The organism is Blautia sp. OF09-25XD (assembly GCF_003482095.1).
Taxonomy (GTDB): Bacteria; Bacillota; Clostridia; order Lachnospirales; family Lachnospiraceae; genus Fusicatenibacter; species Fusicatenibacter saccharivorans.
On record NZ_QUMG01000014.1, the window covers coordinates 13,930 to 31,883 of the forward strand.

General features: G+C 47.6%; 13 protein-coding genes, 1 tRNA gene and 2 pseudogenes. 3 read left to right on the forward strand and 13 right to left on the reverse strand.

Features of this window, described 5'->3' with window-relative positions; translation table 11 throughout:
* Nucleotides 1-62: 62 nt before the first annotated feature.
* The 4 genes from DXA93_RS11570 to pepF form a co-directional block, all read right to left on the reverse strand.
* The gene (locus DXA93_RS11570) at nucleotides 63-590 is read right to left on the reverse strand and encodes a flavin reductase (RefSeq protein ID WP_117509337.1); all 528 of its coding nucleotides are present in this window, start codon (nucleotides 588-590) and stop codon (nucleotides 63-65) included.
* A 519-nt stretch (nucleotides 591-1,109) separates the two neighbouring features.
* Nucleotides 1,110-1,181: transfer RNA gene (locus DXA93_RS11580), tRNA-Gly, on the reverse strand.
* Nucleotides 1,182-1,771: 590 nt separating this feature from the next.
* Complete coding sequence (locus DXA93_RS11585) at nucleotides 1,772-2,536, reverse strand: nitroreductase family protein (protein WP_022462268.1); 765 nt, start codon at nucleotides 2,534-2,536, stop codon at nucleotides 1,772-1,774.
* Between the two features lie 326 nt (nucleotides 2,537-2,862).
* Nucleotides 2,863-4,671, reverse strand: coding sequence for an oligoendopeptidase F (gene pepF, locus DXA93_RS11590; protein ID WP_243109221.1), 1,809 nt, complete (start codon nucleotides 4,669-4,671; stop codon nucleotides 2,863-2,865).
* A 202-nt stretch (nucleotides 4,672-4,873) separates the two neighbouring features.
* Here pepF and DXA93_RS11595 point away from each other — a divergent pair, with 202 nt between their 5' ends.
* The 3 genes and pseudogenes from DXA93_RS11595 to DXA93_RS11605 all read left to right on the forward strand — a co-directional run bounded on the left by DXA93_RS11595 (nucleotide 4,874) and on the right by DXA93_RS11605 (nucleotide 6,768).
* The gene (locus DXA93_RS11595) at nucleotides 4,874-5,251 is read left to right on the forward strand and encodes a GntR family transcriptional regulator (protein WP_022462266.1); all 378 of its coding nucleotides are present in this window, start codon (nucleotides 4,874-4,876) and stop codon (nucleotides 5,249-5,251) included.
* Nucleotides 5,244-5,941: pseudogene (locus DXA93_RS11600) on the forward strand (ATP-binding cassette domain-containing protein). Before DXA93_RS11595 ends, DXA93_RS11600 begins: the two are co-directional and overlap by 8 nt.
* Entirely contained in the window at nucleotides 5,935-6,768 is an 834-nt protein-coding gene (locus DXA93_RS11605; protein ID WP_118741624.1) for a hypothetical protein, read from the forward strand. The pseudogene DXA93_RS11600 and the gene DXA93_RS11605 overlap by 7 nt, the downstream one beginning before the upstream one ends.
* Nucleotides 6,769-6,841: 73 nt before the next feature.
* On the opposite strand, the pseudogene DXA93_RS11610 reads toward DXA93_RS11605, so the two are convergent.
* From DXA93_RS11610 to pstC, 9 genes and pseudogenes are all read right to left on the reverse strand, one after another.
* Nucleotides 6,842-9,105: pseudogene (locus DXA93_RS11610) on the reverse strand (glycogen/starch/alpha-glucan phosphorylase).
* A gap of 168 nt (nucleotides 9,106-9,273) precedes the next feature.
* A complete protein-coding gene (locus DXA93_RS11615; protein ID WP_117802081.1) occupies nucleotides 9,274-10,308 on the reverse strand; it encodes a LacI family DNA-binding transcriptional regulator in 1,035 nt (344 codons plus the stop codon).
* 98 nt (nucleotides 10,309-10,406) lie between these two features.
* Nucleotides 10,407-11,888 (reverse strand): 4-alpha-glucanotransferase, encoded by a 1,482-nt coding sequence (gene malQ, locus DXA93_RS11620; protein WP_119208362.1) that lies wholly within the window; start codon nucleotides 11,886-11,888, stop codon nucleotides 10,407-10,409.
* 438 nt (nucleotides 11,889-12,326) lie between these two features.
* Nucleotides 12,327-13,985, reverse strand: coding sequence for a sensor histidine kinase (locus tag DXA93_RS11625; protein WP_119208364.1), 1,659 nt, complete (start codon nucleotides 13,983-13,985; stop codon nucleotides 12,327-12,329).
* A 9-nt stretch (nucleotides 13,986-13,994) separates the two neighbouring features.
* Nucleotides 13,995-14,666: a winged helix-turn-helix domain-containing protein gene (locus DXA93_RS11630; RefSeq protein ID WP_022462258.1), complete on the reverse strand. Its 672-nt coding sequence runs from the start codon at nucleotides 14,664-14,666 to the stop codon at nucleotides 13,995-13,997.
* 3 nt (nucleotides 14,667-14,669) lie between these two features.
* The gene (gene phoU / locus DXA93_RS11635) at nucleotides 14,670-15,314 is read right to left on the reverse strand and encodes a phosphate signaling complex protein PhoU (RefSeq protein WP_119208366.1); all 645 of its coding nucleotides are present in this window, start codon (nucleotides 15,312-15,314) and stop codon (nucleotides 14,670-14,672) included.
* A 1-nt stretch (nucleotide 15,315) separates the two neighbouring features.
* Nucleotides 15,316-16,068: a phosphate ABC transporter ATP-binding protein PstB gene (pstB, locus tag DXA93_RS11640; protein WP_022462256.1), complete on the reverse strand. Its 753-nt coding sequence runs from the start codon at nucleotides 16,066-16,068 to the stop codon at nucleotides 15,316-15,318.
* A 20-nt stretch (nucleotides 16,069-16,088) separates the two neighbouring features.
* Nucleotides 16,089-16,991 (reverse strand): phosphate ABC transporter permease PstA, encoded by a 903-nt coding sequence (gene pstA, locus DXA93_RS11645; protein ID WP_330378100.1) that lies wholly within the window; start codon nucleotides 16,989-16,991, stop codon nucleotides 16,089-16,091.
* Nucleotides 16,981-17,835 carry a phosphate ABC transporter permease subunit PstC gene (gene pstC / locus DXA93_RS11650; RefSeq protein ID WP_022462254.1) on the reverse strand — a complete coding sequence of 285 codons (855 nt, stop codon included), beginning with the start codon at nucleotides 17,833-17,835 and terminating at the stop codon, nucleotides 16,981-16,983. Before pstC ends, pstA begins: the two co-directional genes overlap by 11 nt.
* Nucleotides 17,836-17,954: the final 119 nt, after the last annotated feature.

The following is a 17,954-nucleotide window of genomic DNA, read 5'->3' on the forward strand; positions in this document are numbered from 1 at the left end:
CCGGTGCAGTATATACAAGATTGTGATAAGAAATACTGATACATCACGCCAATTTTCCTGTTTCATTCCTCAATCATGCCAAAGACATCTTCAATCTCGCCCATATACAGATAATGGAGATCGCCATCTTTATATAAAGTATCGCGCGTAAATTCCGGCAGATCTTCTTTCTCCATTCTGACCGCATAGATTTTTTTGCAGACAAAGGTCAGCTCTGCCTCTTCAAATCCAACCGCATTTCCCAGCATCTTCGGTGTCAGACTGGTCAGACTGATCTTATCCGGCACATCATTTCCCGATTTTGATCCCAGGATTCCAAGATCCTTCCGATATTTCTCTGGAAAAAAGCAGACCGTAAACTCGTCTTCCTTCTGCAGAATCTGATGCGTCCGGCGGCTTTCCCGGATAAATACGGTAATGATCTGCTTTCCTTTCTTTGGCGGTCCCCAGATCGTCCCCATCGTACCCCATCCGATCGTCATCGTATTATACTCCCTTGGCGTACCCGCAGTACACAAACCCCAGCGGTCATCAAAAATAGAAAACACATCATACTTTGCGGTTTTAAAATTCTCCATCGTAATGTTCATACTACATTCCCCTTTCGCTGATTTGCTTTGTTATCCTTAGCATACCGTACGGTAGTAACTACCGGGCAAGAACTTTTTTTCGAAGCCTTGAATTTTATAAAAACAGGGAATTTTTTTATTTTAGGAATAAGAATTGTATGTTATACTAATGAACGTTGCCACTCCCAGACAGGCAGAGAAGGGAGGGTTGACAGTGCAAGAACTATTCATTTCATTTTTTCTTTCCGTTATGGCAAGTATAGTAGCCTACTATATCTGCAAATGGCTGGACGGTAAGAAATAACTGGCAGCCAGCCTAAGGTTTAAGCCGCCTTGCCCAAAAGGCACAGAAAGCCCCACGAGTTGCAGCTCGTGGGGCTTTTGTTGACTTTGCAAGCCATTCATTTCATTGCCTATCGGCATTATAGCATATGAAAATTTAAAATGCAATATTCTTAAGTTTTAAAAATAAGATTTCTTTTTCATCTATTTTTCCACAACGCAAAAACCGGAATGCTTACACATTCCGGTTTCCAGCAGAGCGCGAGACGGGATTCGAACCCGCGACCCCAACCTTGGCAAGGTTGTACTCCACCCCTGAGCCACTCGCGCATTTATTAATTTTTATCTTGCTAAGTGCTCGCTGCACCTTACAAATGATACTATACAGGAACTCCCCTCATTTGTCAATACCTATTTTCAATTTTTTTCAAAAAAAATCAAAAGTATCTACGATTCCCTCAATTTTCGCTCTCCATCAGACACCCGCACAGCTGTCTTCCCCCCACAAATTCACACCGAACCACCCTCCTGACGAATCCAGACTCCTTTCCATCCGTCCTCCCAACCCCACATGCTCACGCCGATCCGCCTCCTGGCGGATCCAGACGCTTTACCCCCGTCCCCACCGTCAGACCTCGCGTGGCTTCGTACCTGCGGTGCAGCGGGCATAGAAAAAGAGGGCAAGAACTGTGAGCGCAGAAGGGGCCCGGAAAAATGGGATGACCTCTGGTGCACAATACCAGAGGTCAAAACGCACTGAATCGGGAAACCATCAGGTTTCCTGACGAATTGCGTTGATTCTCATTTTTCCGGGCCCCTTCCGCGCCACAAGTTCCGCCCTCTTTTTCTCGCCCGCTGCACCGCAGATACGAAGCCACGCGAGGTCGTCCGAGGTTGTCCGAGGTCGTCCGTATTCACCTCTACGCCTTCAGAATCGCGCTCAGCACATACTGATTATTTGAGAAGTTTTTCTGCGAAATATCCCCGAGTCTGATCAGGTCAACATCCAGCCACAGCTCCTCTGCTGCCACCATCATATTTGCAAACATAATCCCGAAATTCACCTCATCCCACTTCCGAAGCTTCTCCACACTGTGCTTCTTCGAGAAAATATGAATCCTGTTATCATACACCACAAATCTCCACGGCTGACTGTTCATACTCGATGGCGACAGTCTCGCCGCTTCCAGCATCTGCGTCATCCACTGTCGCGGCACCTCTTTGAACACACAAAGATCCTCCAGCGGCAGTCTCTTTGCTTCACTTTGCCGTCTCGTATGCGAACCATGACTCTTACCAAAAGCGACAATCCCCACCAGCCGCTTTCCGTTCTTCTCAAGCTCCGCCTTTTTCACACGATTACTTCCGATAAAGCAGGTTCCCAGTCCGATACTGCACAGATACAGCACCATCTGTTCCATAATATAACCCACGTTCATCAGATATCGTTCTGACTCCTCCGAATAAAAAGCCATATAATACGGCGCCTTCACACTGAACATACTGAGCATTCTCTCCTGCCCTTTTCTGTTGTCCAGAATCGCCATATCCACACCGATGCCCGAAAACAGTGCCGGCATCTCCTTATAATGCTCCCAAATCTTATCCAAAGTCTGCGGCGGAAGCGTATCAAAACAATAATTCCTTACTGATTTTCTAACAAAAATAGCCTCATATAAATTCATACTCTCACCCTTACTTCATCTGCTATCCGTCTGTTTTTGTTACAGTTCACTGCTGAATGAACAGTAATATTTCTTTCATAGCCGGCCGCGGCCCGCTCCCCATTTTTACAGGAGCAAAGCCGCATTCCGAAAAATTTACGTTTAATCTTCCGCATTCGACAGAAATACGGAAATTCTCCCTCTTAATCGCAAATATTTTTCAATTTCCAGCTCATCCATTTTTACTCTGTAATAATATTGTAACATATTCAAAAACTTTTTCAAGGGAAAAACGCGCCAAATTTTGTATATTTTTCACACATATTTCCATTGATTTTTATGCAATTTTAATCTTCCGCGGTCAGCTTCTCCAGCTCCTCCACATAGGAAGCAAACACGTCCAGCGCCTCTTCCACCGGCTCCGGCTTCGTCATGTCAACGCCGCAGATCTTTAAAAGATCGATTGGATCCATCGAACTGCCGCCGCTTAAGAACTGTTTGTATTTCTCCACGATGCCCGGCTCCCCTGCCAGGATCTTGCTGCTGATCGCAATCGCCGCCGAAAATCCCGTTGCATACTGATATACATAGAACGGTGTATAAAAATGCGGAATTCTCGCCCATTCCAGCGCGATCTGCGGATCCGAAATCATATCCGGTCCGAAATACTCCTTGTTGATCGACAGATACAGCTCCGAAATACCGTCCGCCGTCAGCGTGCCTTCCTCTGCCATCTTCTCATGAATCCGCTTCTCAAACTCCGCAAACATCGTCTGGCGGAACACCGTTCCCTTAAACTGATCCAGGAAATAATTCAGCAGGAAAATCTTCTCCTCCTTTTCTTTCGCATGCTTCAGCAGATAGCGGATCAGCAGTGCCTCGTTGCAGGTTGATGCCACCTCAGCGACAAAGAGGCGGTACTCCGCATACGTAAACGGCTGTGTATGGTTCGAATACCAGGAATGCAGCGAATGGCCCATCTCATGCGCCAGTGTGAAGACCGAATCGATATTTCCGTTAAAGCTCATCAACACATACGGATGGGAATCGTAAGAACCCCAGGAGTAAGCACCGCTCTTTTTTCCTTCGTTCTCATAAACATCCACCCAGCGCTCCGAAAAGCCCTTGTCCAGCAGTGCCACATAATCATCCCCGAGCACGGCAAGCGCTTTCTTCACGATCTCGATCGCCTGCTCATACGTATATTTCTGCTCGTACTCTTTCGTCAGAGAAACGTAAACATCATACATATGAAGTTCATCCACACCGAGCAGCTTCTTACGCAGTGCCACGTAGCGGTACATCGCCGGCATTTTTGCATGAATCGCCTCGAGCAGCTTGTCGTAAACCGAAACCGGGATATTTCCGCCATCCAGCGATGCAGCCAGTGCAGATGGATATTTTCTTACATCTGCAAAGAATGCGGCCTGTTTCAGATTGGCACCGAACGTTGCGGCGAGCATGTTTTTGTGTTTTTCATACTCCGCATAATACTTCTCAAACGCTTCTTTTCTGACCCGGCGGTCCTTCGACTGTAAAAATCCGACGAAGGTGCCGTGGCTCAGTGGAACCTGATTTTCCTCTTCATCCGTGACCGGCTGGAATCTGAGGTCTGCGTTCGAAAATGCCGAGAAAATCTGATCCGGGCTGGATGCCATCTCTCCGGCTTTTGCAAGAACCGCCTCCATCTCCGGCGAGAGAATGTGCTCTTTCTTGCGGAAGTTTTCTTTTAATATGCGATCGTACAGACGGAGCGGCTCATATGCTTTTTCAAATTCTGTAACCGTCTCCTCGTCAAGCTCCAGGATCTCCGGCTCTACGAAAGAAGAGGCATCCGCAAGAACAGCCATCATGCTGTCCATCTTTCCGGCATAGCCCTGATACTTCTGATTTCCCATATCCTGGTGATATTTCTGGCTTGCATAGACATACAGGCTGGAAAAGACGCGGCTGATGTCATCCAGACCGGAAAGAACGTCATACAGCGCTTTTGCACTCTCTTTCATTGTTCCCTGTTTTGCGCGGAACGCTTCTATTTTCTGCGCAAGCTCCTGCTCTGTTTTCTCAAATTCTTCATCACTACCAAACAAACTCGAAAGATCCCAGCAGTACGCCGGATCCATCTCTTCTCTTTTTTTCAGTTTAATTTCTGCCATATTTCTCCCTTCATCCATCTTTTTAGACGGAACTATTTCTGCGGTTTTTCTTCTAATACTAATGTGCCGCACTTACGCTTAGTTTACCACAATTTAACCTCTAAATCTAAAATTTTTTCTTAATTTTCTTGACAAATCCATAAACCGATTGTATGATTGTATTATCAAATTAATACAGTAGTACAAAAGGAGTGAATGCCATATGCCATGGAATCTTGATTCCTCGCGGCCGATCTATCTGCAGATCATCGAGCGGGTACAGATGGACATCATCACCGGGCGCTATCAGCCGGGCGATAAGCTTCCGTCCGTCCGCGATCTCGCGCAGGAGGCCGCCGTCAACCCGAACACAATGCAGAAAGCGCTTTCCGAACTGGAACGCAGCGGACTGATCTATTCCCAGCGGACCAGCGGACGCTTTATTACCGAAGATAAGGAGTTGATTCATCAGATGAAAAAAGAACTTGCCGCCGCAGAAGTATCTGCTTTTGTTGCCCACATGAAACAGCTCGGCATAACCCCGGAGGAAATCCGGCAGCTACTTGCCGAAACGATTGAGGAGGAAGAAAATCATGAGTGAACTTGTAACGTGTAAAGACCTGACGAAGCGCTTCGGAAACCACACCGCGCTCGATCATCTCAACCTTTCCCTGGATTCCGGGAAAATTATCGGACTGCTGGGGCCCAACGGAAGCGGAAGACGACGCTCTTAAAGCTGCTGAACGGACTGCTGACCCCGAGTGAGGGTGAAGTCCTCATCGCCGGAAATCATCCCGGTATTGAGACAAAACGGATCGTCTCCTATCTGCCGGATAAAATGTATCTCGGCAGCTGGATGCGCGTCTCGGATCTTTTAACGTATTACAGCGATTTCTTTGAGGACTTTGACATGTCCCGCGCCAATGCCATGCTGGAATCCTTAAAAATCAGCCCGAAGGACCGTTTGAAAACGATGTCGAAGGGAACGAAAGAGAAAGTCCAGCTCATCCTCACGATGAGCCGCCGCGCAAAGCTCTACTGCCTCGACGAGCCGATTGCAGGCGTCGATCCGGCAGCACGCGATTACATTTTATCTACGATTTTAAACAACTACGAACCAGACGCATCCATCCTCATCTCAACACATCTGATTTCCGACGTCGAAAATATTCTCGATGAGGTCATCTTTATCCAGGAGGGCCAGTTAAAACTGCACGCCTCGGTTGAGGATATCCGGATGCAGGAGGGTGAATCGATTGATTCTTATTTCAGGGAGGTATTCAAATGTTAAAAAAATGTCTGAAACATGAGTGGAAAGCATGCTGGAAAAACATGGCGCTGCTGAACGGTGCCGCCATTTTCATGGGCGCTCTCGGAGGCTCCGGATTCCTCTTTTCCCAGATTTCTGAGCTGCCGGATCTGCTGATCGTCCTCTATCTGTTTGCGTACGTTTTGATTGTGATCGCCGCATCCGTCATGACACAGGTGCTGATGATCCAGCGCTACTATAAAAATCTTTTTACCGACGAAGGGTATCTGACCAACGTCCTTCCGGTATCGGCAACGGATCATATTCTCTCCAAAATGCTGGTTTTCGGCGCATGGAGCATCTTAAACGCACTTTCCGTTCTCGCTTCCTTCGCTTTTTTGCTTCTGCCGTCCGCAATCCGGTATTTTACCGCAAACACCCTGCTTTTTTACAACAAGGCCATGACCTTTTCCGATTTTCTGTCCTATCTCTGGGCACAGATTACCGGTGTTGCCGATGCTGCTTTTTCCCTGATCGGCATCACGAACCACATCGGTATGGCACTGTTTTCCATCGTTGGCTTCTTCGCTTCGCTGTTCTTTGGCATTCTTCTGTTCTATGCCGCCATCAGCATCGGAAGCCTGGTATCCAGCCACAAAATTCTGACGGCTGTCCTCTCTTACATCGGCATGACTACCGTGATCCAGATCTTCGGCGGAATCAGCATCGTCCGTGTTTTCCAGGACTCCACACCGACTGCTGTGGTTACCACATCCTCGGTTTCCACACTTATCATCACCGTGGTGCTCTGCGTTGTTCTGTTCCTGATCTGCCGCTATATCTTAAGCAGACGGCTGAATCTTTCATAAAAATTGCATTAAAAAACGCCGCCGCGGACGAACCGAATCGTCTGCGGCGGCGTTTTGTATGCATGTTCTGCACTTATGCCAGATGCCAGATATCCTCGTTGTACTGTGCAATGGTACGGTCGGAGGAGAAGAAGCCTGCTTTTGCGATGTTGATCAGGCACTTCTTGTTCCATGCATCTTTGTTCTCGTAGTCTTTGTATACTCTTTCTTTTGTCTTGATGTACTCTTTCAGGTCGAGCAGCGTCATGAACCAGTCTTTGTTCAAGATCTCTTTGTAGAGTCTCTCCAGGCAAACCTTGTCGCCGATAGCAAGAAGCTCATCGCTGACGATGAAATCAACCAGCTTTGCAATCTCCGGATCTTCGTCATAGATGTCTTTTGAGCAGTAAGCAGCATCTGCGTACAGGTCGATGACATCCTGCGGTTTCTTTCCGAAGATGTAGATGTTCTCTTTTCCGACAAGATCGCCAATCTCAACGTTTGCACCGTCTTCTGTTCCAAGCGTCAGGGCACCGTTCAGCATGAATTTCATGTTTCCGGTTCCGGAAGCCTCTTTGGATGCCAGGGAGATCTGCTCGGAGATATCTGCTGCCGGGATCACCTTTGCAGCTTTTGATACGTTGTAGTTCTCAAGCATAATCACTTTGAAGTACGGGCTTACCTCAGGATCGTTATCAATCAGCTCCTGCAGGCACAGGATCAGATGGATGATATCTTTTGCGATGATATAAGCCGGTGCAGCCTTTGCACCGAATACCATGGTGATCGGGGTTTTCGGCTTGTTTCCGCTCTTGATATCCATGTATTTGTAAATAGCGTACAGGGCATTCATCTGCTGGCGTTTGTACTCATGAAGACGTTTTACCTGTACATCGATGATGGAATTTTCATCCAGCGCGATATTCTGTGTCTCATACAGGAACTGTTTGAGATCCAGTTTGCGGTTGTGTTTGATCTCCTCAAGTTTTGCAAGAACCTTCTTGTTGTCTTTGTATTTAAGCAGTTTTTCCAGCTCGTCGGCATCTTTTTTGAATCCCGGTCCGATCAGGCTCTCAATATACTGTGCCAGTTCACGGTTGCAGTGCAGCAGCCAGCGGCGGAAAGTGATTCCGTTTGTCTTGTTGTTGAATTTCTCCGGATAAATATCGTAGAACGGTTTCAGCTCGGAGTTTTTCAGGATCTCGGTGTGCAGTGCTGCAACGCCGTTAACAGAAAATCCGTAGTGGATATCCATGTGTGCCATATGGACGCGCTGATCCTTATCGATGATCGCTACTTTCTCATCTTTGTATTTCTTCTTTGCCTGTGCGTCCAGCTCGTGGATAATCGGCATCAGGTGCGGAACAACCTCCTCGAGGTAATCGATCGGCCATTTTTCCAGTGCCTCTGCCAGGATGGTGTGGTTGGTGTAAGCACAGGTCTTGCTTACAACATCGATGGCTTCCTGCATGGTAAAGCCTCTCTCCTGCAGCAGACGGATCAGCTCCGGAATGACCATGGACGGATGGGTATCGTTGATCTGGATCACAACGTGATCATACAGCTTGTGCAGATCGTAGCCCTTCTGCTCGCACTCCATGAGGATAAACTGTGCGCCGTTGCTGACCATGAAATACTGCTGGTAGATACGAAGCAGCTGTCCGGCACGGTCGCTGTCATCCGGGTAGAGGAACAGTGTCAGGTTTTTCTGGATCTGATGCTTGTCAAAGTTGATGCTGTCTGATGGAACGATACTCTCGTCTACCGTATCTACATCGAACAGATGCAGACGGTTACAGCCATTGTTGTAACCCGGTACGTCGATATCATACAGGGTAGAATGCATCGTGAAGTTTTTATACGGAACTGCAAAGGATACCGGCTGTCTGACGAGCCAGCTCTCATTTGTGATCCATGGATTTTTCACTTCTTTCTGTTTGTGGTCGACCAGAAGCTGGCGGAACAGACCGAAGTGATAATTAAGGCCGATACCGTCTCCCGGCAGGCCAAGCGTTGCGATAGAATCAAGGAAGCATGCTGCCAGACGGCCGAGACCTCCGTTTCCAAGGGACGGCTCCATTTCCATCTCCTCGATCTCGGTCAGCTCTCTTCCGTGAGCTGCAAGTGCTTTTTCAACTTCCTCGTACATGCCAAGGTTAATCAGGTTATTGGACAGCAGTTTTCCGATCAGAAACTCTGCTGAAATATAATACAGCTTCTTACTTCCGGTGTTTCTTTTGCGACCTGCCATCTCCTGTTTGGTGATAACCATCAGGCTTCAAAGATTTCGCTCTTTGTGCAGTTGTCCAGATCTCTTCCAAAACGCTCTTTTAAGATTGCCTGAATTCTTTCTTCCATTTTTTTCTCCTCGTATTGCTGTGGATAAATTCCCACAGTGTCATTTAGTTGCGCTGCCATTCCAGATTTCCTGCAATTGGCAGCTTTCGCAGTTCCATTCAAAGCTTTTCCCTGAATGGGACGGTTCACTTCTGAATCACTTTTCGGGGCAGCGAAACAGCAAATATTTTACTGCTGCGCGATCCGCGACTTCGTAGATTCCCTTACGACGAGTTCCCCATCGTATACTTTGCTGCAGGGTTCTTCTTTTCCTGAAATTAAGGAAAACAGCATCTTCGCCGTCTCTGCGGCAAGCTGCTCCACCGGCTGGCGGATCGTTGTGATACTGGGTATATAATACTCTCCCGCATCAATTCCGTCAAATCCGGCAACGGAAATATCATCCGGCACGGTAAGCCCGGCCTCTTTTAAGGCACGGCACGCACCGATTGCCAGCGTATCCGCGGTGGCATACAGCGCGGAAAACTCCGTCTTTTTTTCCAGAATTTCTTTTGTTATCTTGTACCCTGTGGCGAAAGAATACGTGTCGTCCTTCGTCATATGAAATACCAGATCAGGGTCATAAGGTATCCCATGATCCAGTAAAGCCTGGCGGTACGCATTCAGACGGAGGCGTCCGATACTGATGTCGTCCTCGCAGGCGGTAATGATGGCAATGCGCCGGTGCCCGAGACCACAGAGATAATCTACCATCTTATAGCTTTCCCTGTAGTCATCGACCGATACGCTCGCGCACGGTTTTCCTCCGTCTGAAACCGCCCCGATTGTACTGATCACGTACGGAACCGGGATCTGCGCCATTTTCTCATGCGGATGCGTAAAGTTTCCGCCGAGGAAAATGATGCCGCGCAGCCGTTTTTCTTTGACGATCTCGATCGCGGAGTCTACCTCATTTGCCTTTTCCTCTACTCGCTCAATAATGCAGGCGTATTTCTTTTTTCGCACAACCTCTTCAATCACACTGATCATGTTGTTGAAGAACATGTTGTCCATGCCTTTTACCAGAATGGCAATCGCTTTGGCATTCGACCGCTTCAGGTTTCTGGCACTGTTGTTCGGTACGTAATTCGATTCGGCAATCACCTTTAAGATCATCTCTTTTGTTTCCGGATTGATGTCCGGATGATTGTTCATCGCTCTCGATACGGTACTCACGCCTACCTTACATTTGCGGGCAATGTCCCTGATTGTTACCTGTTCCATATTCTGCAGGCCTCTCCTTTAAACTCTGTACCTGTTCTGCCGGAATCTCTTCCGGCTTGTTTCCCCGGCCTGTTTTGCTTTCTCTCCGGCGCGTGTTTTTATTTTGTAATACGTGCTGTAATCTGTGTCAGCCGATGAATTCTCTTGGCCAGCTCCGGTGTAAACTGTCCCGGAAGCAGGCGCCATTTCCAGTTATTTCCAAGTGTGGACGGATAGTTGATTCTTGCCTCCGTGCCAAGGTCTAAAAACTCCTGCATCGGAGTGACAGCCAGATTTGCCACGCTCTCCATTGACATGCGAATGAAATCCCACGGGAGTTCCTCGTCGGTACTCTTTGCATTTCCCATATACTCTTTGGAGAATTCGCGGTCTTCCTCACTCATGACATAATACCATCCAAGAATGGTATCATTGTCGTGTGTTCCGGTGTAGACAACACAGTTTCTCTCGTAATTGTGCGGCAGATAATCACTCTCCTCACGGGAGTCAAAAGCAAACTGCAGCACCTTCATACCCGGATAGCCGGATTCTTTCACCATTTCGATCACGCTCTCGGTAAGATATCCCAGGTCTTCTGCGATGACATCCACATCGCCGAGCTTTTCTTTGACGGTGTTGAACAGATCCATGCCCGGTCCTTTTTCCCAGTGGCCGCGCTCTGCCGTCTGATCACCGAACGGGATGGAATAATATTCATCAAATCCGCGGAAATGGTCGATGCGGACAGTATCGTACAGTTTAAACACGTGAGCCAGACGTAACAGCCACCATGCATAACCTGTGCTCTTATGATAGTCCCATTTGTATAACGGGTTGCCCCAGAGCTGTCCGGTTGCGGAGAACGCATCCGGCGGGCATCCGGCAACTGCTTTTGGCTGGTTGTCCTCATCAAACTGGAACAGAACCGGATTTGCCCAGGTATCGGCACTGTCAAATGCAACATAAATCGGAATATCACCGATGATACGGATACCCTTTTCATTTGCGTATGCCTTCAGTGCTTTCCACTGTTTCAGGAACATAAACTGCTGGAATTTGTAAAATGCAACCTCCTCGGCAAGTTCTTCCCGTTTCTGATTCAGTGCTGCTTCTTCTCTGTCCTTTAATTCTGCCGGCCACTCACTCCAGCTGATTCCGCCGAGTGCATCCTTAATCGCCATATACAGCGCATAATCTTCCAGCCAGTAACCATTTTCCGATACAAATGCATCATATACGTCATCTGCCGCAAATCTTTCAAATGCTTTTCTGAGTACTTTGAAACGGGACAGATAAATCTTTTCGTAATCAATATACTCTGCATTGTCGCCGAAATCGCACGCATCACACTCTTCTTCTGTCAGAAGTCCCTCTTTTACCAGGGTCTCCAGATCAATAAAATATGGATTTCCTGCAAAAGTAGAGAACGACTGGTACGGCGAATCTCCATATCCCGTCGGTCCAAGTGGAAGAATCTGCCAGTAGCTCTGGCCGGCCTCCTCCAGGCGATCCACAAATTCATACGCTTCTTTCGAAAAACATCCGATACCATATCGGGACGGCAGCGAAGCTACCGGAAGTAAAATACCACTTGCTCTCATTTTTAAACCCTTTCTCCTTGTCGTTTTTTCTATCCATCCGACCCCACAAATACATAATTCCTGTTCACGGATACGCAGCAAATTGTAACTTATACAGCCCTTCTAACCAGCTCATTTTGTTTCGTAAAAACAGGGCTGTCGGTATCTCGTCTGTATTTCCGGAAACGGTGTCGGTAACGTTTCCGGAACTCGTTATATTTACAATACCATACTCTGCATCAAAAAACAACCCCCAAACCCTTTATCATATTTACCAAATATTGAATACTCTGTTTATTCAAAACAACGAATTTGCATTTTTATAACGATACAAGCCATACATAAAAAGACAGCATGCGGGGACGGAACCGCTTTGGGCACTTAAAAATCATGAATTTTTCAAGCCTCCCATATAGGTTCTGTCCCCGCATGCTGTCTTTTGCGTTATCTGTTTTTCACTTAAAACTCCAGAATTATCTTTGTTCCGGTTCCAAGCGTACTCTCAATTTTAATCTTTGCATCATGAAGAATCGCTCCATGTTTCACAATGGAAAGTCCAAGTCCGGTACCTCCCGTTTCGCGGGAATGACTCTTATCCACACGATAGAACCGTTCAAAGATCCGCTCCTGATCTTCCTTTGCAATTCCGATTCCGGTATCTGCCACAGATACCACTGCCCGTCCGTTTCTTCCGCGTGAAACCGTCACTTCAACTTCACCGTCCCTGCGGTTGTACTTGATCGCATTGTCGCAGAGATTGTAGATCATCTCATAGAGAACCTGTCGTGCACCTTTGATCCGGCAGCTCTCTCCTCTCAGTGTCATCTTCACCTGCTGCTCCTTTGCCCGTATGGAAAGATGTCCCTCGACATCACGGCAGGTCTGCATCAGATCCACTTCCTCCATCGGGATTGACTGGTCGTTTTCGTCCAGTCTGGACAGCTTGATAATATCCTCGACAAGAGAGCTTAACCGGCTCGCCTCACTGTGGATTCTGCCCGCAAATTTGGGAATATCCTCCGGTTTTACCATGTTGTTTTCGATGATCTCTGCATATCCGGAAATCGACATCAGCGGTGTTTTCAGCTCATGTGACACATTGGCTGAAAACTCACGGCGCATCACCTCGGCTTTCTGTTTTTCCGTCACATCCAGCACCAGGATGACCGCACCGGATACAACACGGTCCACACGCACCGGATTTGCAAGAAGCTGATAGACTCTTCCATTTATCTCCAGCATCCGTTCCTCGGAACTGCCCTCCAGCGCATGATCCAGTGCCTCCTTCAGCTGCTCGTTGCGGCTGACTGTCACGATATTGTGGTTAATGCACTCCTCCGCTGTCACATCAAACAGATTCTGTGCCGAACGGTTGATGGAAAGTACGACCGACTGGTTTGTCACGATCAGACCATCCTTCATATATTCCGTGATTGCAAGATACTCCTCCTGATTATGGCGGAGCTCCTCCATCTGCTGCTGAATCTGCTTCTGCTGCTGATGAATTCTTCCAAGCAGCGGACTCAATTCCTCATACGCTTTGTTGTCCAGCGGATGATTCAGATCAATCTCATTGATCGGCTTTACAAGCGCCTTTGTCATATGGCTGACCATCAGCAGCTCCACGACAAGGACTGCCGCAATCAGTACAACCACCAGCCATATATTCCGCAGCATCACACCGAACACACTGTCTGTTGTCAGGGAAACACGGATGATTTTTCCATTGTCCAGGCGCAATGCCGTATAATATGTTTTGCTCCGCAGGGTCTCGGAATAACGGGAAATATTGCTTTCCCCGGTCTTTTCCGCCTCAATCACCTCCGGCCGCCCGGAATGGTTTCCCATCATGTTCTCATCCTCGACCGAATCAAACAGAACGGTTCCGTCCGTGTCAATCAGGGTAACCCGGCTTGCCGTAATCTTGCCGGCCGGTTTATCCAGACTGTCATCACCCATCTTGTCCAGAAAATACCTGTAATACTCACATTCATTTCTCACCGAAACACGAAGCTGCTCCGCCGTATTGTTGTACATTGCCCAGCTCATGGTGAAAAAAGTCAGGATAATCGCAGCGATAATCAACGCTCCCGCATGTTGAAAGACTTTTTTACGCATCTTACTTTCTCAGCCTCCTATCCGGTATCCCACGCCGCGGACCGTCTCGATCAGCTCGCCGCATTCGCCCAGCTTCTGGCGGAGTGTACGCACATGAACGTCTACCGTACGGGTTTCTCCGTCAAAATCATAACCCCAGACATGGCCGAGCAGACGGTCTCTTGTAAGGACAATTCCTTTATTTTCCATTAAAAATTTCAGCAGTTCAAACTCTTTTAAGGTCAGGGTAACCTTCTCCCCTTTGGCCAGAACCTGATGCTGCTTTACCTGGATCTGCAGATCCCCGGTCTCCAGCACATCGTTTTCCTTCTCTTCTTTTCCGGCACGGCGCAGCACGGCACGTACCCTTGCGATAAATTCCATCATGCCGAACGGCTTGGTAATATAGTCATCGGCTCCGCAGTCCAGGCCCATGACCTTATCATACTCAGCGCCCTTTGCCGTTACCATAATGACCGGAATTTCTTTTGTTACTTCCGATGCCTTGAGGCGTGAAAGAATTTCAAGACCATCCTCTCCCGGAAGCATGATATCCAGGAGAATCAGATCCGGAAGCTGTTCTGCAATAGCTGCATTCAGCTCTTTTCCGCTTTCCAGGCCTCTTGCGGTAAAACCGCTCGATTCCAGTGTGTATACGATCAGTTCCCGTATATTTCTTTCATCTTCCACGCAGTAAATCATCTGTTATTCCCCTTTATGGTGACCGTTAATGGAATACACAACCCATTCCGCAATGTTTGTTGCATGGTCACCGATTCTTTCATAATATTTTGCAATCATCAGATAGTCCAGAGACTGGACATCTGTGGTAATTCCCTTTCGCATACCCTGCAGAATTTCATCCTTTACCTCGTCAAAAAGATCATCCACGATATCATCGGAATCGATAACCTCCCGTGCAAGCTTCAGATCCTGCTTAACGTATGCATCGATGCATTTTGTTACCATAGAAGCTGTCGCTTTCGCCATATCCTTCAGACGGATGCTTGCATCCGGCACACCAAGACTCGTTACTTTTACGATATCCGCAATATCTGCTGCCTGGTCTCCGATCCGCTCCATATCGGTAATCATTTTTAATGCCGCAGATACCTGACGCAGATCACGTGCTACCGGCTGCTGCTGTAAAATGATGCGGAAGCAGAGATCCTCGATCTCCCGTTCTTTCGCATCGACAACCTGGTCTTTTTTGATAATCTCTTCTGCCGCTCTCTGGTTTCCCTCCAGCAGAACCTCATATGTCCGTCCGATTACCTGCTCGCAGAGTGCGCCAAGCTCAATCAGCTCCGTGTGCAGAATTTCCATCTGCTGCTCAAATCTTTCCCTCATATCAGCCAAACCTCCCTGTAATATAATCCTCTGTCCGTTTATCCTTCGGCATGGAGAAGATCTGTTCGGTCTCTCCGTATTCTACTACCTCTCCTAACAGGAAAAATGCGGTTTTGTCGGAAATTCTGGCTGCCTGCTGCATATTGTGGGTTACCATGACAATAGTATAATCTTTTTTCAATTCTACCGCAAGATCTTCGATTTTGGAAGTAGAAATCGGATCCAGTGCTGAGGTTGGTTCGTCCATCAGAAGAACCTCCGGCTGTACGGCAAGAGCACGCGCAATGCAAAGACGCTGCTGTTGTCCGCCGGACATGCCAAGTGCGCTTTTCTTCAAACGGTCCTTCACCTCATCCCAGATTGCCGCCTGTCGAAGAGACTGCTCCACAATATCATCCAGCTTCGCTTTGGAACGGACACCATGGGTTCTGGGGCCATAGGCAATGTTGTCGTAAATGCTCATCGGGAACGGATTTGGTTTCTGGAATACCATGCCGACCCGTTTTCGGAGTCCGTTGACATCCATTTTTCCGCCGTAGATGTTTTCTCCGTCCAACAGCATTTCACCGGTGATCCGGCAACCCGGAACGAGATCGTTCATTCTGTTGATGGATTTTAACAGGGTCGATTTACCACAGCCGGAAGGTCCGATAAAAGCCGTCACCTCATTGGCATCAATGCTCAGATTGATATTTTTTAAGGCATGAAAGTCTCCGTAATAAAGATCCATATTGGATACATCTATTTTACTCATGTTTTTTCCTCGTCTCTCTTTTATTTCTTTGCAATTTTCTTCGCAATCATTCCGGAACAGCCGTTGATCAGAAGGACAATCAGCATCAGGATGACGCCGGTTGCATACATCTGATTCATATAAAGGCCTTCACTGGAAAGTGCATACATATGAACGGCAAGGGTACGGCCGGAATCCATAAGGCCTGCCACCTTTGCAATCGTTCCTGCTGTGAAAAGAAGCGCTGCCGTCTCTCCTACGACACGGCCTGTCGCAAGAATGACACCGGAAAGAATGCCGGGTACGGCAGATGGAAGAACAATTTTAAAAATCGTACGAAGCTTTCCGGCTCCCAGTCCAAAGCTTGCTTCCCGATAGGAATCCGGAACCGATTTTAAGGCTTCTTCTGCTGTTCGCATAATCAGCGGAAGAATCATGATGGCAAGGGTACAGGCACCGGACATCATCGAGTATCCCATTTTCAGGGTTTTCGTAAAAAACAGCATACCGAACAAACCGTAAACGATCGACGGAATACCGGAAAGGGTCTCTGCCGTAATCCGGATCAGGCCAACCAGTTTTCCGCGTTTATTGGCATATTCAACCAGATAAATCGCCGAGAAAATGCCGAGGGGCGCAGCAAGCAGCAGGGAAAGTACTGTCATCGTAACAGTGTTGATGATCGCCGGAAGCATCGTAACATTCTCTGTATTATAGGTCCATGCAAACTGCTCCAGTGTCAGGTTTTTCACACCGTGGATCAGAATAAATCCAACCAGAAAAACCAGAATAGCAAGTGCAAGAATGGCCGCTCCACAGGTAATTCCGGTCAGTACCGAAGAAAAAACACTTTTGTGATACGTAACCTTTGTTCTTTCTTTTTCTTTTGTATTTATTTTTACAGCTTCCATTGTATTTACAGCTCCATTTCCTTTAATCACCATAATGTACCCTCCGGTTCAGCATAGACACCGATAAATTGATCAGCAGGATAAAGACAAACAGCACAACACCCGTTGCAATCAGCGCTTCCCGGTGAAGTCCGGATGCATATCCCATCTCCAGTACAATATTGGCTGTCATGGTACGAAGGCCTTCTGTGATTCCTTTTGGCATACGAGGCTGGTTTCCGGCAATCATAATCACTGCCATCGTCTCTCCGATGGCGCGTCCGATGCCAAGAACGATGCCGGCCAGGATTCCGGATTTTGCCGCCGGGACAACTGCAAAGAAAACGCTCTGGGAATGCGTTGCACCAAGGCCAAGGCTTGCTTCATAGTAGGATTCCGGAACGCTTGTAATGGCGGATTCTGTTACACCGACCACGGTCGGAAGAATCATAACGGCCAGAAGAATAGATGCCGTCAGCATTGTGTTTCCGTTTTTGCCTGTCAGCTGTGCCATCAACGGGACGATCACAACCAGTCCGAAAAATCCATATACGATAGACGGAATACCGGCCATCAGGTTAATACCTGATTTGCAGATGCCGTAAAACTTTTTCGGACAGTAACGGGAAAGAAACACCGAAGTAAGAATGGCAACCGGCACACCCATCAGGATTGCAAGGCCGGTCACGCAGATACTGCCGACAATCATCGGCAGGATACCGAAAATATTGTTTCCCGGTTTCCACACGGTACCGGTCAAAAATTTCAGCGGTCCGATTTTAAAAATGGCAGGAACACCATTCATGAACAGGAAAATGCAGATCAGTGCAACAGCCAGTACGGAGCAGCACGCCGCAATCAGGAATACAAGTTTCATGATCGTTTCTCTTAGTTTCATAAGATAAATCCTTTCATTTCATTGTTTCGCGGAGCGTGTTTGAAAAAGACTTTCGTTTTTTCTTACGAACTGCTTTTTCAAGCACGTTCCGAAAGACAGCTTCTTTTTCTGAACATTTT